Genomic DNA, 17,512 nt, shown 5'->3' with positions numbered 1-17,512 from the left:
GATCAGAAATAACCCTCGCGCTTCTTCTTTTCCATCGAGCCGGCCTCGTCGCGGTCGATGAGGCGGCCCTGGCGCTCGGAAGTGCGGGCGGTCAGCATCTCGCCGACGATGGCTTCGAGTGAATCGGCGTCCGATTCGATGGCGCCGGTCAGCGGATAGCAGCCGAGCGTGCGGAAGCGCACCAGGCGGTTCTCGATCGTCTCGCCGGGACGCAGCTGCATGCGATCGTCATCCTTCATGATCAGCATGCCGTCGCGCTCGACCACCGGCCGCTCCTTGGCGAAATAGAGCGGCACGATCGGGATGTTCTCCTGCAGGATGTACTGCCAGATGTCGAGCTCGGTCCAGTTCGACAGCGGGAAGACGCGGATCGACTCGCCCGGCGCGATGCGGGTGTTGAAGATCTTCCACATTTCCGGCCGCTGGTTCTTGGGGTCCCAGGAATGCTGCGCGTTGCGGAAGGAGAAGATGCGCTCCTTGGCGCGCGACTTCTCCTCGTCGCGGCGGGCGCCGCCGAAGGCGGCGTCGAAGCCGTATTTGTCGAGCGCCTGGCGCAGCGCCACGGTCTTCATCACGTGGGTGTGGGTGTTGGAGCCGTGATCGAAGGGATTGATGCCGTCGCGAACGCCGTCCTCGTTGACATGGACGAGCAGGTCGAAGCCGAGCTTCTGCGCCATCTGATCGCGAAAGGCGATCATCTCGCGGAACTTCCAGGTGGTGTCGACGTGCAGGAACGGGAAAGGCGGTTTGGCCGGGTAGAAGGCCTTCATCGCCAGATGCATCAGCACGGAGGAATCCTTGCCGACCGAATAGAGCATCACCGGCTTGGAGAAAGAGGCCGCGACCTCACGGAAGATATGGATGGATTCGGCCTCGAGCCGCTGCAGATGCGTGAGCGCGATATTCATGGACTGTCGAGCGTTCTCTCGTGCCGTCGAGTGGAAATCTTGCATTGCCGGGGCAATTCTGTGGCCGCAAGGGCGCAAATTTCACTTTGGACAAACTGTTTCGTGCGGGCGTTCTAACAGATCGGCGCCGCCCATAACAATGCAAGACGCGCCCGGCGCAAGGTGATTAGGGAACGAATTTTCCAAGCAGGACCGGTAAAGCGGAAAAATCCTGCCAGGGCGCTCGAAACACGGAAGCGAGAATATCGGCGGCCTGAAACATAGTCTCGGGACACCGGCGTCCCGGTCTGCGCCCCGATCGAGGATTTTTGCCGGAACATTGCCGGCCGCTCTATCGCGGAACGGCGCCAGCGGCTATACGGGCTCGGGGAACGGGCAAGGCGCGGCAAACGGAGTTCATCGAGACGGTCTTTCGGCTGACTCCACGGACCCGGGCGCAAGCTGGAAATGGCGAAGCAAAGCATTTGAACCCGTCCACAACGCTCCGGCGCCACCTCACGCCCGCACAGATCAATTTCTATTTCTCGATCCTCTGCTTTTTTTCGCCGCCGGTGCTCGGATCGCTGGTCAGCATCACCTTTAATGCCGGCGGCGTGTGGTCCGTGATGCTGCTCGCCACGAAGCGGCGGCGCTTCAACATCGACCGGCCGATGCTCGCCTTGACGGCAGCGATCTACGCCTATTGCGCGGCCATGCTGCTTGCTTCGATCGTCAACGGCACGCTGGCCGCCGATCTGCGATTGTTCCTGCCGCTGATCACCCTGCTGCTTTTTCCCGTCTCCTATTCGACCTGGAGCATCACCGAGAAGATCACGCTGGCACGCATCGCCATTCTGGCCAGCGCGGCGGCCTGCTTCGGCGCGCTGGCTCTCGCCGTCATCCAATACCACTGGCTCGGCACGAGGGCCGAGGGCGGCGCCGGAAACGCGATCGTTTTTGCAACCGTTACCTGCCTTGCCGTCATGTTATGCCTGGCCGGCGCGCTGTCGGGCATCGAGAAGCACTGGAAGCTGCTGGTCCTGGCGGCGATGGCCGGGGCCCTGGCGGTCGTCTATTCGGCGTCGCGCATGATCTGGGTGGCCGTCCCGGTAGCCGGCATCGTCGTCCTTCTCATCAATCGCCGCCGGTTCACCAACGCCAGCGTGGCGCGCTTTGCGGTGATCGGCGTCGTCGTCGCCCTGGTGATCGGCGGCATCGGCTCGCGCGTCATCCTCGATCGAACCGACTTCCTGGTCAGCGACTGGGACGCGCTGAACGCCAAGGGCGACCATTCGACGGCGCTCGGCCTGCGCGTGGCGATGTGGGAAATGGGCGCCAGCGCGTTTCGCGAGAAGCCGATTTTCGGCCATGGCATCTCCGCAAGCCGGGCGCTGATGAAGCAGGGCTTTCAGGATCAGTTCGGCCTGAACCAGGGTTTCAGCCATTTCCACAACGGCTTCCTGACGGCGCTTGTCGAGGCCGGCCTGCTCGGGGGGCTGGCGCTCGCGTCGATCTTCGTCGTCGCCGTCCGAAACGCTGCGAGGACATTGCGCGCCAGTGCCGATCCGGTCGAGCGGTTCGGCGCAACGATGATCCTTGTCGCGGTCATCACCTATCTCATCGCCGGAATGGCCGGCATCCTCATCGGCCACGATATCCTCGATGCGACGCTGATGGTGTTCCTGATTTCGGGAACCTACCTTGCCTCCGGGCGCACGATCGCGCCGACCGGCAAAAGCGCGCCCGCCAGGGCGCCGGACGCCAGCCCGCAACCATGAAAGTCCTGGTCACCGGCGCGACAGGTTTTGTCGGAAGCCGGGTCGTCGGCCGGTTGCGCGAGGCCGGATTTGACATACGGATCGCCTCCCGCGCGCAGCAACCGCTGGAAGGCGCGGACGATGCCGTGGCGCTGCCTGGCGCCGACGCGCCGGAGGAAGCCTTTCAGGCGCTGATTCGCGACGTCACGCATGTTGTCCACTGCGCGGCGCTCAACAATGATAGCGGCGCCGGCGGGGCCGATTTTCGAGCCGTCAATGCGACACTGACCGGACGGCTTGCCCAGGCGGCCGCGACGCGCACCGCCGGGCGCTTCATCTACCTTTCCTCGATCCGCGCCGTCGTGGGACCCGGTTTCAGCGGCACCATCGACGAGGCCACGCCCCCTGCCCCGCAATGCGCCTACGGGCGTTCCAAGCGCGAGGGCGAGATCGAAATGCTGAAGGCTTTCGCAACGGCCGGACGCGACGGCGCGACGGCGCTGCGACTGCCACCGGTCTATGGCGACGGCATGAAGGGAAATCTGCGCGGCCTGATGCGGCTCGCAGCCACTGGCTTGCCGCTGCCCGCAGCCGCTTTGGCGGCGGTGCGTTCGCTCATATCGCAGGACGCGGTGGCCGGGGCGGTGACGCATCTCCTGACCCGTCCGACGTCGCCGCGCCCGATCTATATTCTGGGCGATGCCTCGCCGGTCGCGATGTCGGACATCATCGCCGCATTCCGGCGCGGATACGGCCGGCCGACCCGGCTCCTGCCCATACCGGCCTGGCCGTTCCGGCTGTCGGCGACGTTGCTCGGCAGACAGGCGTCGTGGCAGGCTTTGGTGGCAACGCAGGTCTGCGACGTCTCGCTGCTGGCCTCGGAAGGCTGGATGCCGGAAACCGACACGCTCGGCCGGCTCGAGGAGCTGACGCGACGGGCTGGTCAAGCGCGGTAGAACGTGCCCAGCAATATCTTGAGATCGAGACCGGTGGAGGCGGCCTCGAGGTAGGCCGCGTCGGTCTCGGCGCAGCGTTTTGGATCCGACATGTCGATCCCCTTGATCTGCGCCAGCCCGGTGATGCCCGGCAGCGCGGCAAGCACGCCCAGTTCCCTGCGCCGTTCGATCAGTTCCGTCTGGGTCGGCAGGCATGGGCGCGGCCCGACAAGGCTCATCTCGCCCTTGAGCACGTTCCAGAGCTGCGGCAGTTCGTCGATCTTGGTCGCACGCAGCGTCTTGCCGACAGCCGTGACCGAACTCGCCGGCGCCTCGTGGGTAGGCAGTGACGGCGTTTCGCGATGCATCGTGCGCAGCTTATGGCACGCAAAGGGGGCTCCGTTACGGCCGACGCGGATTTGCGAGAAGATGGCCGGGCCGGGAGAGGTCACCCGGATCGCCAGCATCGCGACAAGCAGGACCGGAACCGCCAGCACCAGCATCGGAGCAGCGACCGCCAGGTCGAGCGCGCGCTTCGCCGTCATGGTCAAATCCAGCGCCGCAGAACGGCGAGATAGAGCCCCAACGTTCCCAGGAAGGTCTGCCGGTAGACCCCGCTCTTGCGTAACAGGCTGAAGCGCCTCAACACAGCACTCTTGCGCGCCTCGATGAACATCTCAAGGCAATGCTCGGCATCGGATGTCAGCAGATCCCGGTTGACGACCAGGCCGCTGAGATTGCTGTCGGTCCAGGCGGCGAACTGGCCTTTGCGCAGTCGTCCTATCCTGCTGAATCTCGCCCGCCACGAGACATTGGCGCCGACGAGATTTGCCCCGTGCTGGCGGTATCTGACCAGCGGCCGCGGGTCGTAGCGGATCGTGCCTCCGCCGGCGGCAACGATGAGATAGGCCCACCAGTCGTGGCTGACGAACTCGGTTCTTGCCGAGGCTTTCGCCAAAAGGTCGCGCGCCTTGCGGTTGAGCAGCATGGTGTTGCCGCCGGCGATGCTTTGCACGAGGGCGTTGCGAAACGAGGGCGGGCGCGGGAACAGCGGCGAATGGCCGGCCGCCTCGCCGGTCTCCGAAATGGTCGCCGTGCGCGAGCAGAACAGGAGCGGCGCCGCCGGATCCTGGGATTCCATCCAACGGATGGCGCTTTCCAGCCTGTCGCGCTCCCAGACATCGTCCTGGTCGCAAAAGGCGTAGTAGTCGGCCTGGATGCGCGGATCGATGATCATCGAACGGAAATTGGCGGCAAAGCCCTGCCGCGGGCCGTCCACCAGCGTGACGCAGCCTTTGGTCCAGTGGGTCCGCCACGCCTCGATGAAGGACGCCGTGCCGTCGGTCGAGCCGTCATCGGAAACCCAGAGATCGACGCGGGGCCAGGACTGCGCAGCCAGGGACTCCAATTGCTGATTGATGAATGCCGCGCCGTCCTTCGTGCCCAGAAGAACGGCCACGCGCTGATCTTGCCCACTCACAATTTGAAATCGCCCGCTGCCGATATCCGGGCACGCTAAAATAATGGTCACGCATGGGCAAGACAGCCTGGAGCGGTACATCCCTTGGTGGGCGAGGGTGAACCGCTCAAACTCGTTGTTTTGATGCGATTTCGGGCTTTTGACGCAAATTCGAGCGAAAAACCTTTCATGACTTTTTCTGGTACTGTTTTCAGGCCGATTGGCTTGCCGCCTTCGGCACAATTCGATCCGGCGTGTTCAGCGCCTCGTGCACTCCCGTCAGCACCGCCAGAGCCGTTGCCTTGTCCTGATCACGGACGGCGGCTTGCAGCGCGGTCAGCCCGGCCTGGATTTTCGGCCAGCCCAGGACCTCGGTCCTGAGGCCGAAGATCTTGGCGGTATCGAGCTTGACCACTTCCTCATTGTCGCCGTGCAGCGTCTCATGCAGCTTTTCGCCGGGCCTGACGCCGGTGAAGCGTATCTGAATGTCGGTGTAGGGACTTTTGCCGGCCATGCGGATCATCGTTTCGGCCACTTCGAGAATCGGCACCGGCTTGCCCATGTCGAGCATATAGATGGCATAGTCGTCCGCGCCCTGACGCTGCTCGGCGTCGGCGGCCGACATGATGACCAGATCGACGGCCTCGGCAACGGTCATGAAATAGCGGGTCATGCGACGGTCGGTGATGGTGAGCGGGCCGCCGGCCTCGATCTGGGCCTGGAAGATCGTCGCCACCGAGCCGTTGGAGCCGAAGACATTGCCGAAACGCACGGCGATGAATTTGGTCCCCGGATTGCGGCCGACGGCATCATGGCCGTTCAGCCCGATGCCATTCGACGCGGACGGACGCGCGGCATGCATCTCATGCAGCGAGGCGACGATCTGCTCGGCCGCCCGCTTGGTGATGCCGAGCACCGATGTCGGGTCCACCGCCTTGTCGCTGGAGATAAGCAGAAATTGCGGGACACCGCATTTGGCGGCGACCTCGGCGCAGGCAAGTGTGCCGAAAACATTGGTCTCGATCGCCGCTTCCCAGTTCTCCTCGAGGATCGGCACATGCTTCAGCGCGGCGGCGTGGAAAATGATTGCGGGCTCGAACTCCTTGACGAGGCGCATCATCTGGCGCCGGTCGGTGACGTCGACGATACGGCTGGTCAGCCGGTCGCGCTCGCCATCCTCGACCAGCTGATCGAGCTGGAAGATGCCGAACTCGGAATTGTCGGCGACCAGGACCGCCTCGGCGCCGAGCTCCAGCGAGCGCTTGACGAGCACGCGGCCGATCGAGCCGGCGCCGCCGGTGACCAGCACGCGCTTGCCCTCGACAAAAGCGCCGATGCGTTCGACATCCGTGGCAACGGCCGAACGGCGCATGATCGTTTCCATCTCGACCGCGTCGAGAACCAGCTTGCCGCCCTGTCCCAGTTCGGAAAGTCCGGAGAACTGGACGACGGTGATGCCGCTGTGGCGGGCAATGCGCACCAGTTCGGCATAGTCCTCGATCTCGCGCTCGACACCCTTGCCGAAGATGACGAAGTCGAGATTCTCCGTTCCTTTGACATATTCCTCCAGGACATCGACCAGGCGCGGACGGACCGCCACCACGGGAACGCCCTGGATCTGAGTGCCGAGCGGCGCATCGCTCTCGGTCGCCATGATGCCGCGAATGGCATATTCGGCCGGCACCGCCGTGCGGGTGAAGCGCACGATCACGTCAGCCTCGCTCAGCCGGCCGATGAAGAGCGCTTGCCTGATCGGCGCGTCGCCGGGGGTGCGGCGCAGGATGCGCCAGCTCGCGCCGTCGCGAAGGAAGCGGTAGTAAAGCCTCGGCGCGGAAATAATGGTGAAGGAGACGAGGAAAAAGACGATGAACTGGCGCTCGTTGAGGCCGGCGACAGGCTGGAAAGAGAAGCGGAAGGCGAGCGAGGTCACATAGAGGACCACCGTCAGTATTCCGCAGCCCTTCAGGATGTTGAAGAAATCGGGCGTGGAAGCAAAGCGCCAGACGGTGTTGTAGAGGCCGCAATACCGAAACAGCAGGTGGGCGACGAGCACGATCACCGTCCAGCAGGCCAGTCCGCCATAGGACAACGCCTCGAAAGAAAGCCGCGACTGCGACAGGATCAGGCTCAATGCCACGGCGATCAGGACCATGACGAGATCCTGGATCATGATGATGGCGCGCCGCATCTTAGGCCGGAGTCCAGATACGGCTTCTACATAGGACGTCATAGGGTGGCACTGAACTCCAGGCACGGGAATACAATCACCCGACTGGCACCGGACAAACCGCATCCGCCGCCACTCTAGATTGCAAGCTCCTGACCCCCTTACCCGTTATCGCAATAGCGCGGAGTCGGGCGTATCGCCAGAGGTTTTTTGTTCACATCGCGTCATATTGCCGATGTTCGACGCCGCAGCGCAGAGTCCATGGCGAGAACTCTCGATCAGCGTCCAGGATGATCGGCGACGATACGGCCCACGACAGCCGCGGTCGACTCACGCCAATCCGGCGCGGTCCAGCCGAACGCGGCCGCGAATTTGGCGCTCGACAGCCGCGAATTCGCCGGCCGCCTTGCTTTTGTCGGGTAGTCGGCGGTCGTGATGTCGCGAATGCGGGCATGCGGGCCGCCAAGCGCCCTGCTCGTCTCCAGGATGTGGCGGGCAAAGCCGCTCCAGTTGGTCTCGCCGCTGCCGGCCAGATGATAGACGCCGAAGGCAGCGCCCTTGTCCCGGCCGCCAAGGACAGCGGCCGCGCGCAGGATCGCCTCGGCAATGTCGGGCGCCGATGTCGGATTGCCCCATTGATCGGCGACGACGGAAATCTCGTCGCGGCCGGCGGCGAGCCTCAGCATCGTCTTGACGAAGTTCTTTCCGAACGGGCTGTAGACCCAGGCGGTGCGCAGGATGAGGTGACGCGGATTGGCGGCAGCGACCGCGTTCTCACCGGCGAGCTTGGAGGCCCCATAGACGCCGAGCGGCGCGGTTGCGTCCGTTTCCACATAGGCGATTGCCTTGGCGCCATCGAAGACATAGTCGGTCGACAAATGGATGACGGGAACGCCGAGTTTTCCTGCCGCCTCGGCGACCTTGCCCGCGCCCACGGCGTTGATGGTGAAGGCCAGGTCCTTCTCGTCCTCGGCCTGATCGACGGCAGTATAGGCGGCGGCGGAAACGACGATATCCGGTCTTGCCGCCTCCAGCGCCGAAAACACCGTGTCGGGGCGCGCCAGATCCAGTGCCGGCCTGCCGACGGCAACGACCTCGATGCCGCTTCGCCCCTGAGCCAACTCGATCAGGCTGGCGGCAACCTGGCCGTCGCGTCCGGTGACGGCAAGCCTCACGCGGTTTCCTTCGTGCCTTCGGCCCGGCCTGCGCCCAGCCTCTCGCCGGCGTAGCGCTGGTCGCGGATCGGACCCCACCACCATTTGTTGTCGAGATACCAGTCGACGGTTCTTGCCAGGCCTGAGTCGAAATTCTCGCGCGGCGTCCAGCCAAGCTCGCGCGCGATCTTGGAAGCGTCGATGGCGTAACGGCGGTCGTGGCCGGGGCGGTCGGTGACGAAGGAAATCAGCTCGCGATGGCTCCTCCCTCCGGCGCGCGGCCGTCTCGCGTCAAGCAGGTCGCAGATCGTCTCGACGACGGTCAGGTTGGTGCGCTCTGAATTGCCGCCGACATTGTAGCTCTCGCCCGGCTGTCCCTTCGTGGCGACGAGTTCCAAGGCCCGCGCGTGATCCTCGACGAACAGCCAGTCGCGGACATTGGCGCCGGCGCCGTAGACCGGCAGCGGCTTCTCGTCGAGCGCGTTGAGGATGACCAGCGGGATGAGCTTTTCCGGGAAGTGGTAGGGCCCGTAATTGTTCGAGCAGTTGGACAGCACGACCGGCAGGCCGTAGGTCTCGTGCCAGGCCCGCACCAGATGGTCGGAGGCCGCCTTCGACGCCGAATAGGGCGAGGACGGCGCATAGGGCGTCTCCTCGACGAACATGCCGCCGTCGAAAGGAAGATCGCCGAAGACCTCGTCGGTCGAGACGTGATGGAAGCGGAAGCTGCCTTGGCGAGCCTCCGGCAGGCCGCGCCAGTATTCCAGCGCGGCATTCAGGATGCGGTAGGTGCCGACGATATTGGTTTCGATGAAGGCGCCGGGGCCGTCGATCGAGCGGTCGACGTGGCTTTCGGCGGCGAGGTTCATGACGATGTCGATATCATCGCGGCGCAATATTTCGAGCACCGCGCGCTCGTCGCGGATATCGGCCTGTTCGAAGCGGTAATTGTGGGCGTTCTCGATCGGACGCAGCGACGCGAGGTTGCCGGCATAGGTGAGCTTGTCGAGATTGGTGACGCGGTAGGCCGGATTGGCGCACAAATGCCGGCAAACGGCCGAGCCGATGAAGCCGGCGCCGCCCGTCACCAGAAAGTTCAGCCTGCCCTCTTCCCTCACGCGAAAACCTCTGCCTCACCCAGCATTGGCGCCTTGCGATCCTTGTCCGAGAGCTGGAAGCCGCCGGCAAGCGACGGCCACGCAATACCGATGGCGGGGTCGTCGAAACGGATCGACCGGTCATGCTCCGGCGAATAGCTATCGGTGACCTTGTACAGGATCTCGGTGTCCGGCACGAGCGTGACGAAGCCGTGCGCATATCCCTTCGGCACCAGGATCTGGTTTCCCTTCTCGGCCGAGACCTCCAAGGCCGACCATTTTCCGAAGGTCGGCGAAGAACGGCGGATATCGACGACGACATCGAAGACGCTGCCCCGCACGACGCGCAACAGCTTGTCCTGGGCGCGCGGCGGCAATTGATAGTGCAGGCCGCGCAGGACGCCCGCGGCCGCGGAGTAGGAATGGTTGTCCTGCACGAAGGTCAGGTCGATGCCGGCTTCAGCAAAGCGCTCCGCATTCCAGGTCTCGCAGAAATAGCCGCGCGCGTCACCGTGCCGCTTCGGCACGATCTCCAGCACGCCCTCCAGGTCGAGCGTCCTGACCTCAAGCACCTTGATCCTCCATCAGATCGGCGACCCGCCGGCGCAGATAGGCGGCATATTCATTCTTGCCGAGGCGCGCCGCGCGGTCGAGGACCTTGTCGGCGTCGAGCCAGCCCTGCTCGAAGGCAATCTCCTCGGGGCAAGCGACCTTGATACCCTGGCGATGTTCGATGGTGCGCACGAAGAACGACGCTTCGTGCAGGCTGTCATGCGTGCCCGTATCGAGCCAGGCATAGCCGCGACCAAGCCGGTGGACCTGCAGCTCGCCGCGCTCCAGATAGGCGTTGTTGACGGCCGTGATCTCGAGCTCGCCGCGCGCCGAGGGCCGGATCGTGGAGGCGATGTCGACCACCCTGTTGTCGTAGAAATAGAGCCCGGTGACGGCCCAGTTGGATTTCGGCTTGAGCGGCTTTTCCTCGATCGTCAGCGCCCTGCCGGTTGCCTTGTCGAACGAAACCACGCCATAACGCTCGGGGTCCTCGACATGGTAGGCGAAGACCGAAGCGCCGCTTTCGCGCGACGCTGCCGCCCGGCAGAGCTTGGACAGCCCGTCGCCGAAATAGATGTTGTCGCCGAGGATCATCGAAACATTGTCCTTGCCGATGAAATCGCGGCCGATGATGAAAGCTTCGGCGAGGCCGTTGGGCTGCGGCTGCTCGGCGTAGGCAAGCTCGAGGCCGAATTCCGAGCCATCGCCGAGCAGAGCCTGGAAAACCGGCAAGTCGCGCGGCGTCGAGATGATCATGATCTGGCGTATGCCCGCCAGCATCAGCACGCTCAGCGGGTAATAGATCATCGGCTTGTCGTAGATCGGCAGGATTTGCTTGGAGACCGCTATCGTGAGCGGATAGAGGCGTGTTCCGCTTCCCCCGGCCAGAATTATTCCCTTCAACAGGCTCTCCGTCGAGCTGCCGGGGCATGCTCAGCTATCGAGCTGCCCGCGGTCGTGTTTCGTATGTCGGCTCGTTCGTTTATGCCCTAGCATGTCCTAATATCGGATTTAATCCCGCCACTTGCCGTCATCCTGGCCCGGAAAGCGCTTCGACCGGGCGCAGGCGGACATAAAAAAGCCGGCGGGTGTTCAGCTCCGCCGGTTTTTTCCTGCCGCTCGGGCTCAGCCGCGCTTGAGCAGCGCCCACACGGCCGGCACCAGGCTGGCGGCCAGGGCCACCTTGATCAGGTCGCCGACGATGAAGGGCAGGACGCCGAACTGCCAGGACTTTTCCGGTCCGATCAGCACCGCCAGCCAGGCAAAGCCCATGGCCATCATGACCACCTCGCCAGTCAGCATGGCGCCGAACAACTTGAAGGGATTGCGGTCCCAGCCGCGATCGGCGGCCCAGCCGGTAATTGCCGCCATGACCACGAAGCCGGCAAGGTAGCCGCCGGTCGAGCCCAGCATATAGGCGATACCGATGCCTTTTTCCGGCGTGCCCTGGAAGACGGGCCAGCCAAAAGCGCCCTCGGCGAGGTAGAGAAGCAGCGTAGCCACCGCCAGTCGCAGGCCGAAGGCCGAAGCGATCAGCAGCACGGCGAGCGTCTGCAATGAAATGTCGACCGGGCCGAGCACCACTTTCGTCTTGGCCGAAAGCGTGAGCAGCAAGGTTCCGGCGAGCGCCAGAAAGAGCTGGGTGGCGAGCCGGGCAGCGCCGCGATCCGGCAAAGTGAGAGAAGCGAGCGGACGCATCGTGGTTGCAGTTGCCATGGTCTTCCCCGTTCTGGCTGATTCACTGGGTGGCTGATTTGCTGGCTTTTAAAGCGCGTCCAGGCGACGCGCTTCAAAAATTTGTCTTGAGGCATGTCGTTCTCCCAAAACCGCTACGCACTTTTGGGCGACATGCATTGATTTTCCTATATTGGCTTCCGTATCGGGCGGCAATCATTTTGCCGCGTTGAACGGAGCCCGCCGGCATGGCCCTTGAATTCGACACCAGCTTCGATCCGGCCTATGGCCAGGCGGTTGCGGTTGCGCCCGACGTGCTGCGCATCACCGCCAGAAATCCGAGCCCGTTCACCTTTCACGGCACCAACAGCTATCTGGTCGGCCGCAATACGCTGGCGGTGATCGATCCAGGGCCGGAAGACGACGCCCATCTCGAAACGCTGCTTAAGGCGATCGGCGGCCGACCGGTCAGCCATATCTTCGTCAGCCACACCCATCGCGACCATTCGCCCCTGGCGGCACGGCTGAAGGAGCGCACCGGCGCGCCAACGCTTGCCGAAGGCCCGCATCGGCCGGCGCGGCCTCTGCGCATCGGCGAGGTCAATCCGCTCGACGCCAGCGCCGACCTGGGTTTTCTTCCCGATGTCGTGCTGGCCGACAATGCGCTGACCGAGGGCGACGGCTGGGCGATCCGTACCGTACTGACGCCCGGCCACACCGCCAATCACGCCGTGTTTGCCCTGGAAGGCACCGGAACCCTGTTTTCGGCCGACCATGTCATGGCTTGGTCGACCTCTATCGTCGCGCCGCCGGACGGCGCCATGGCCGACTATATGAGCTCCCTCGACAGGCTGCTGGCGCGCGACGATCGTCTGCTGCTGCCTGGTCATGGCGGGCCGGTAACGAGGCCCCAAAGGTTCATGCGCGGCCTCAAGACGCACCGCAAGATGCGCGAAAGGGCGATCCTGGAGCGCATCCGCGCCGGCGACCGGACCATCAAGGAGATGGTCGCGGCGATCTATCGCGACACCGACCCGCGGCTGCACGGCGCCGCCGGCCTGTCGGTGCTTGCCCAACTGGAGGACCTCGTCGCACGCGGCCTGGTCGCAACCGATGGCGAGCCCGCGATCGACGGTACTTTTACACCTGCCGGGTAGGCCTATTCCGCGGGCGCTGCGCCGACCTGGCCGGCGACTTCCTGGTCGAGTTCAGCGAGGAACTCGGTAATGCGCGCGGCGTTGTCGCCGAGGTCATAGCGGCCGTAGCGCGAGGCCGAACGCATGTCGACGATCACCGAATCGCCATCGTCGGTGACGCGGATGGCGACATCGGCGGGAAGTCCGAGCACGAAGCCCTTGGCCAGCGCGTTGATCGTCGCCTCGCTCTGACCGTTGATGTCTGGATAAGGCGCCGTCAATTGCCAGTCGCGGCGGTCGAGCACGGTCTCGACGGCGTCGACGACGGTTTCGAACGGCAGATTGTAGCTGCGCCCGCTGACCAGCGGATAGGCGTCGGCCTGCAGCCGCTGTTCCCCCGGCGTCGGCGGCGACAACTCGTTCATGTCACCGGTGCGGTCGCTGGTGTCCAGTGCCGGCAGGTCGTCGAGATCGGTCGAGATGTCGCGCAGCGGCGGATAGATCGTCGCCCAGTAGACCGCGACGCCGTAGGGTGCCAGCACCAGAAGCGCCAGCAGCGCGCCGACGCTCAGGTCACGGCCGCCGCGATCGCCGAAACTCCAGACCCGCGACAGGCCGAGGCCCGCCAGCAAGAGCGCGAACGCCGCCAGCAGCGCGACGAGCGCGAGCACCCACAGGAATGGCGGCGTCTCGACGAGATCGAGCCTGTAGGCGGCAAGGACCGTGAGCAGAAGCACAAGGGAAAATGCCCCGATCCGCCGCGACCAGCCGGCCGCCCTCGACGTCTGCCGTTCAGGAATAGTTGCCATTCTTTGCCGTATCGTCCCAACCCGGGCCGAGAGTTAGCGGTTTTCAGCGCGGGCTTGAAGCCGAAAGATCGAACATTTTCGTCAATCCGTCGGCAGGCGATAATCCTTGAACTGCTGGCGCAAGGTTGTTTTCTGGATCTTGCCGGTGGCGGTGTGCGGAATTTCGCCGACGAAAGCAATGTCGTCGGGCATCCACCATTTGGCCAGCTTGCCGTTCATGAAGGTCAGGATGTCGCTCTTGCTCGGCTCCTTGCCGGGCTTGCGCACCACGACGAGCAAAGGCCGCTCGCCCCATTTGGAATGGGGCACGCCGATCGCCGCCGCCTCGGCAACGTCCGGATGGCCGACCGCCAGATTCTCGAGGTCGATGGTCGATATCCATTCACCGCCGGACTTGATCACATCCTTGGCCCGATCGGTGATCTGCATGTAGCCGCTGGCATCGATATGCGCGACATCGCCGGTGTCGAACCAGCCGCCCGCGTCGAACTGCTCGGCGCCGGCGCCGCCATAATAGGCGCGGGCGACGGCCGGGCCGCGCACCTTGAGATGCCCGAAGGTCTTGCCGTCCCATGGCAGCGCGTTGTTGTCGTCGTCGGTCACCTTCATTTCGACGCCGAACGGCGCAAAACCCTGCTTGCCCTGGACATCCAGCCGGGCCTCGCCGGTAAGCGCTTCGAAGGCGGGCTTCATGGTGCAAAGGGTACCGAGCGGCGACATCTCGGTCATGCCCCAGGCGTGGACGACCTGAACGTCATAATTGTCCTGGAACTTGGCGGTGATGGCGCGCGGGCAGGACGCGCCGCCGATGACCACCTTGCGCAGATGGGGCAGTTTCTTGCCGGTCTCCTCCAGATATTGCAGAAGCATCATCCACACCGTCGGCACGGCGGCGCTGAACGTCACCTTCTCGGTGTCGAGCAATTCGTAGATCGAAGCGCCATCCATCTTGCAGCCGGGCATCACCAGCTTGGAGCCGATCATCGGGCCGCTTTGGCCAAGGCCCCAGGCATTGGCGTGGAACATCGGCACGACCGGCAGAATGACGTCGCGCGTGGACATGCCCATGGCATCTGGCATGGCCGCCATCATGGCGTGGAGAACGTTCGAACGGTGGCTGTAGAGGACGCCCTTCGGGTCGCCCGTGGTGCCGGAGGTGTAGCACATGCCGGCAGCGGTGTTCTCGTCGAACGTCTTCCAGGCAAAGTCGCCGTCGGCCTCGGCCAGCCATTCCTCATAGGCGACGGCATTCGGCAGCGAGGTTTGCGGCATGTGCGCCCGGTCGGTCAGCACGATCACCTGCCGCAACGATTTGACCGCGCCGGCGATCTTTTCCAGGATCGGCACGAAGGTCAGGTCGACGAAGATCGCCTTGTCCTCGGCATTGTTCATGATCCAGGCGATCTGCTCAGGGAAAAGCCTCGGATTGAGCGTGTGGTAGATCGCGCCGATACCCATGATGCCGTACCAGGCCTCGATATGGCGGGCCGTGTTCCAGGCAAGCGTGGCTATGCGGTCGCCAAGCGCGAAGCCGTCCCGCTCCAGCCGCTGCGCCACCTTGAGCGCGCGACGATGGATCTCGGCATAGGTGGTGCGCACGATCGGCCCTTCGATCGAGCGTGAGACGACCTCACGGCTGCCGTGCTGGCGTTCGGCATGGTCGATCAGCTTGTGGCAAAGCAGCGGCCATTGCTGCATCAGTCCGAGCATCCGTTCCTCCCGTTAGCGCTTTCGCGTCGTTGTTTCACGCATTGTGAAACGATCCGGCGGATTGTCCAGCTTCCATAAGTCCAAGGCGGTGGATGGATCGAAAACCCTGCGAAAACCGCCATAATCCGGCCATCGTCGCCGTTAAGGTTCATTAACGGGCTGGGTGAGATTGGCGAATGGAGTGGTTCGCATGGACGCGCAGCTCGACGAAAAAGCTCTCGAAAGCACGCTTGCCGAAAGTCTGGACGATCTGACGACGGACACCAAGGCCGTTTCCGAAACCAAGGCCGTTTCCGAAGATGAATTTGCCGAAGTCGTCGGCGGCGCGCTGGAGGCCGTCGGCGGAACGCTGCTGTTCAAGATGCGCGTTGAGAACGGCGGCGACGGCGAGCATGTCGCGGCGGCCTGCATCGGCGACGCCGGCAATCGCCAGTTCCTGCTGCTCACGCTGCCGACCTCCGGCGGCGCGCTCAAGGTCGAGACCGCGGCGAGAAGCACCAATCCGGTCGCGGGCATTGCCGCCGCCTATGCCGGCCTGATGGATGCCTTCAAGACGGCCGCCTGACGGGCCAGGCGACAGACGTTCAATGAATGGTGATGGCGCTGCGCTTGCGCGGCGCGCTTTCGCGACACATGTAAGTCTCCCCCCGAGAACGTTTCGCGGTTTCACGGAAACGGCGAAACGCTCTTTCTTTGTTTTGACGCAATTCCGGACGGAAAACCGATTCGCACTTTTCCTGGAATTGCAGGAGACCATTCATGGACAAGTTCGCCAACCCTGCCCCCGGCTTCCAGCGCAATCCCGACAAGGTGATCACCGTCGAACCCTATGGCGGCAGCGTCACCGTGCGTGCCGGCGACACCGTCATCGCCAGATCGACCCGGGCCAAGGTGCTGTCGGAAACACCCTATCCGGACGCCTTCTACATCCCGTTCGACGATATCGATTTCAGCAAGCTCGCCCGCACCGGGCATTCGACGCATTGCCCTTACAAGGGCGATGCCAGCTACTGGAGCGTCCAGTCTGCCGGCGAAACCGGCAAGAATGCGATGTGGGCCTATGAACAGCCGTTCGACGAAATGACAGAGATCCGCAACCACGGCGCGTTCTATACGAGCAAGGTAGCGGTCGAAGCGACGCTGGACTGACTATTCTTGGGGGATGACCCGCCAAAGGTGCCTTGAGATTCAGGTCAGGCCGAGTCGAGAATGGTGGTCTTCGAGAACCGGAGCGGAGCGTACTTGAAGTACGTGAGCACCGGAAGCGCAGAAAACCGCCATTCGCAGCCCGGCCTCACCTGAATATCATGGCACCGGTCAGTCCGTCGTGCCGTCATTGCCGACACCGTCGGCATCGTCCAGACGCACGAAGGTCATGCCCTTCTGCTTCAGGGCGAGCAGCCCCTGGACCACGCCCTCGCCCGCCGCATGGGTCGGCTGGTTGATGTGGGCGATGATGACGTCGCCATCCTTGGCGGCGCCGATGCGGCGTGCCGTTTCCCTGGCGCCGAGCAGCGAGCCGCCGTCGCCATTGACCGAGAAGCCGGCGATCTTGAAGCCCAGCTTGCGGATCATGGCGATCGCCGAGGGGCTGTATTCGGCGGTGGCGCCACGAAACCATTTCGGCGCCGGTCCGCCCGCGCCGGCCAGCGCCGCGGCGCCGGACTCGACCTCGGCCTGCACGGCGTCCGGACTGCCGGCGCTGAGGATGCCATAGATCTTCCGCGGCGTATCGACCGCCGGAATGTGGCGGCCGCCATGGTTTTCCAGTTCGAACAGATCAGGGTGCGCCCGCATGATCTCGACGGCCTCGGCATTGCGCTTCAGCCAGATGCCGGTGACGAAAATCGTCGCCGGTATCCTGTTGTCGACGAGCGCCGAGAGTATCCTCGTATCGGTCTTTCCGCCGCAGGCATCGAGCGTCAGGGCGACGCGGCCGCCGCCGCCGCCTTCGACACCCTGCGGTTTCACATGCAGCGTCGGCTCGAGCAAGGCGGTGGCATTGCCCGCCGACGCCGTAAACAGCGACAACGCCATGGCGCAAAGAGTGTTTCGAAGCACGCGCATCTTCATTTCAAGTCCGTCATATCGAACAGTTTGGGTGACCGCGCCAAGGATGACCGGCATCAAGGCGAAAATCGGGATGCCCCGACCGGCAGGCGCGGAATTTGCCGG

The 17,512-nt window shown here is 64.0% G+C and carries 18 protein-coding genes; 5 read left to right on the top strand and 13 right to left on the bottom strand.

The window, feature by feature from the left end; genetic code table 11:
- Window positions 1-2 precede the first annotated feature (2 nt).
- A complete protein-coding gene (cysD, locus tag KVT37_RS13950; protein ID WP_127228659.1) occupies window positions 3-908 on the bottom strand; it encodes a sulfate adenylyltransferase subunit CysD in 906 nt (301 codons plus the stop codon).
- Window positions 909-1,372: 464 nt separating this feature from the next.
- Here cysD and KVT37_RS13945 point away from each other — a divergent pair, with 464 nt between their 5' ends.
- Together KVT37_RS13945 and KVT37_RS13940 are read left to right on the top strand one after the other, a co-directional pair.
- Window positions 1,373-2,665, top strand: a complete 1,293-nt coding sequence (locus tag KVT37_RS13945) for an O-antigen ligase (protein ID WP_217573795.1) — start codon at window positions 1,373-1,375, stop codon at window positions 2,663-2,665.
- Entirely contained in the window at window positions 2,662-3,600 is a 939-nt protein-coding gene (locus KVT37_RS13940) for an NAD-dependent epimerase/dehydratase family protein (RefSeq protein WP_217573793.1), read from the top strand. Before KVT37_RS13945 ends, KVT37_RS13940 begins: the two co-directional genes overlap by 4 nt.
- Here KVT37_RS13940 and KVT37_RS13935 read toward each other — a convergent pair.
- From KVT37_RS13935 to KVT37_RS13900, 8 genes are all read right to left on the bottom strand, one after another.
- Entirely contained in the window at window positions 3,588-4,124 is a 537-nt protein-coding gene (locus KVT37_RS13935) for a sugar transferase (RefSeq protein ID WP_217573791.1), read from the bottom strand. The genes KVT37_RS13940 and KVT37_RS13935 overlap by 13 nt on opposite strands.
- A 2-nt stretch (window positions 4,125-4,126) precedes the next feature.
- The gene (locus tag KVT37_RS13930) at window positions 4,127-5,038 is read right to left on the bottom strand and encodes a glycosyltransferase family 2 protein (protein ID WP_308642619.1); all 912 of its coding nucleotides are present in this window, start codon (window positions 5,036-5,038) and stop codon (window positions 4,127-4,129) included.
- A gap of 211 nt (window positions 5,039-5,249) precedes the next feature.
- Window positions 5,250-7,226: a UDP-N-acetylglucosamine 4,6-dehydratase gene (locus KVT37_RS13925; protein WP_254634004.1), complete on the bottom strand. Its 1,977-nt coding sequence runs from the start codon at window positions 7,224-7,226 to the stop codon at window positions 5,250-5,252.
- Between the two features lie 257 nt (window positions 7,227-7,483).
- On the bottom strand, window positions 7,484-8,380 hold the full coding sequence (rfbD, locus tag KVT37_RS13920) for a dTDP-4-dehydrorhamnose reductase (protein WP_217573785.1): 897 nt from the start codon (window positions 8,378-8,380) through the stop codon (window positions 7,484-7,486).
- Entirely contained in the window at window positions 8,377-9,459 is a 1,083-nt protein-coding gene (gene rfbB / locus KVT37_RS13915; protein ID WP_217573888.1) for a dTDP-glucose 4,6-dehydratase, read from the bottom strand. Before rfbB ends, rfbD begins: the two co-directional genes overlap by 4 nt.
- A 14-nt stretch (window positions 9,460-9,473) precedes the next feature.
- A complete protein-coding gene (rfbC, locus tag KVT37_RS13910) occupies window positions 9,474-10,028 on the bottom strand; it encodes a dTDP-4-dehydrorhamnose 3,5-epimerase (RefSeq protein ID WP_217573783.1) in 555 nt (184 codons plus the stop codon).
- Window positions 10,021-10,911, bottom strand: coding sequence for a glucose-1-phosphate thymidylyltransferase RfbA (gene rfbA, locus KVT37_RS13905; RefSeq protein WP_217573781.1), 891 nt, complete (start codon window positions 10,909-10,911; stop codon window positions 10,021-10,023). Before rfbA ends, rfbC begins: the two co-directional genes overlap by 8 nt.
- Window positions 10,912-11,133: 222 nt before the next feature.
- Complete coding sequence (locus KVT37_RS13900) at window positions 11,134-11,724, bottom strand: biotin transporter BioY (protein WP_217573779.1); 591 nt, start codon at window positions 11,722-11,724, stop codon at window positions 11,134-11,136.
- 206 nt (window positions 11,725-11,930) lie between these two features.
- Here KVT37_RS13900 and KVT37_RS13895 point away from each other — a divergent pair, with 206 nt between their 5' ends.
- Complete coding sequence (locus KVT37_RS13895; RefSeq protein WP_217573777.1) at window positions 11,931-12,839, top strand: MBL fold metallo-hydrolase; 909 nt, start codon at window positions 11,931-11,933, stop codon at window positions 12,837-12,839.
- A 2-nt stretch (window positions 12,840-12,841) separates the two neighbouring features.
- Here KVT37_RS13895 and KVT37_RS13890 read toward each other — a convergent pair whose 3' ends face one another.
- The gene (locus KVT37_RS13890) at window positions 12,842-13,627 is read right to left on the bottom strand and encodes a DUF1499 domain-containing protein (protein WP_217573775.1); all 786 of its coding nucleotides are present in this window, start codon (window positions 13,625-13,627) and stop codon (window positions 12,842-12,844) included.
- Between the two features lie 81 nt (window positions 13,628-13,708).
- Window positions 13,709-15,337, bottom strand: a complete 1,629-nt coding sequence (locus KVT37_RS13885; RefSeq protein ID WP_217573772.1) for a fatty-acid--CoA ligase — start codon at window positions 15,335-15,337, stop codon at window positions 13,709-13,711.
- 190 nt (window positions 15,338-15,527) lie between these two features.
- Between KVT37_RS13885 and KVT37_RS13880 the strand changes: the two genes are divergently transcribed.
- Window positions 15,528-15,902: a hypothetical protein gene (locus tag KVT37_RS13880; protein WP_217573770.1), complete on the top strand. Its 375-nt coding sequence runs from the start codon at window positions 15,528-15,530 to the stop codon at window positions 15,900-15,902.
- Between the two features lie 19 nt (window positions 15,903-15,921).
- Here KVT37_RS13880 and KVT37_RS13875 read toward each other — a convergent pair whose 3' ends face one another.
- A complete protein-coding gene (locus KVT37_RS13875) occupies window positions 15,922-16,098 on the bottom strand; it encodes a hypothetical protein (RefSeq protein WP_217573768.1) in 177 nt (58 codons plus the stop codon).
- Between KVT37_RS13875 and KVT37_RS13870 the strand changes: the two genes are divergently transcribed.
- Window positions 16,097-16,486, top strand: coding sequence for a DUF427 domain-containing protein (locus tag KVT37_RS13870; protein ID WP_217573766.1), 390 nt, complete (start codon window positions 16,097-16,099; stop codon window positions 16,484-16,486). The genes KVT37_RS13875 and KVT37_RS13870 overlap by 2 nt on opposite strands.
- 168 nt (window positions 16,487-16,654) lie before the next feature.
- Here KVT37_RS13870 and KVT37_RS13865 read toward each other — a convergent pair whose 3' ends face one another.
- Complete coding sequence (locus tag KVT37_RS13865) at window positions 16,655-17,404, bottom strand: polysaccharide deacetylase family protein (RefSeq protein ID WP_217573764.1); 750 nt, start codon at window positions 17,402-17,404, stop codon at window positions 16,655-16,657.
- Between the last annotated feature and the right edge of the window lie 108 nt (window positions 17,405-17,512).

The organism is Mesorhizobium sp. GbtcB19 (assembly GCF_019091085.1).
Lineage (GTDB): Bacteria > Pseudomonadota > Alphaproteobacteria > Rhizobiales > Rhizobiaceae > Mesorhizobium.
This window is presented reverse-complemented; position numbering and strand designations above follow the sequence as displayed.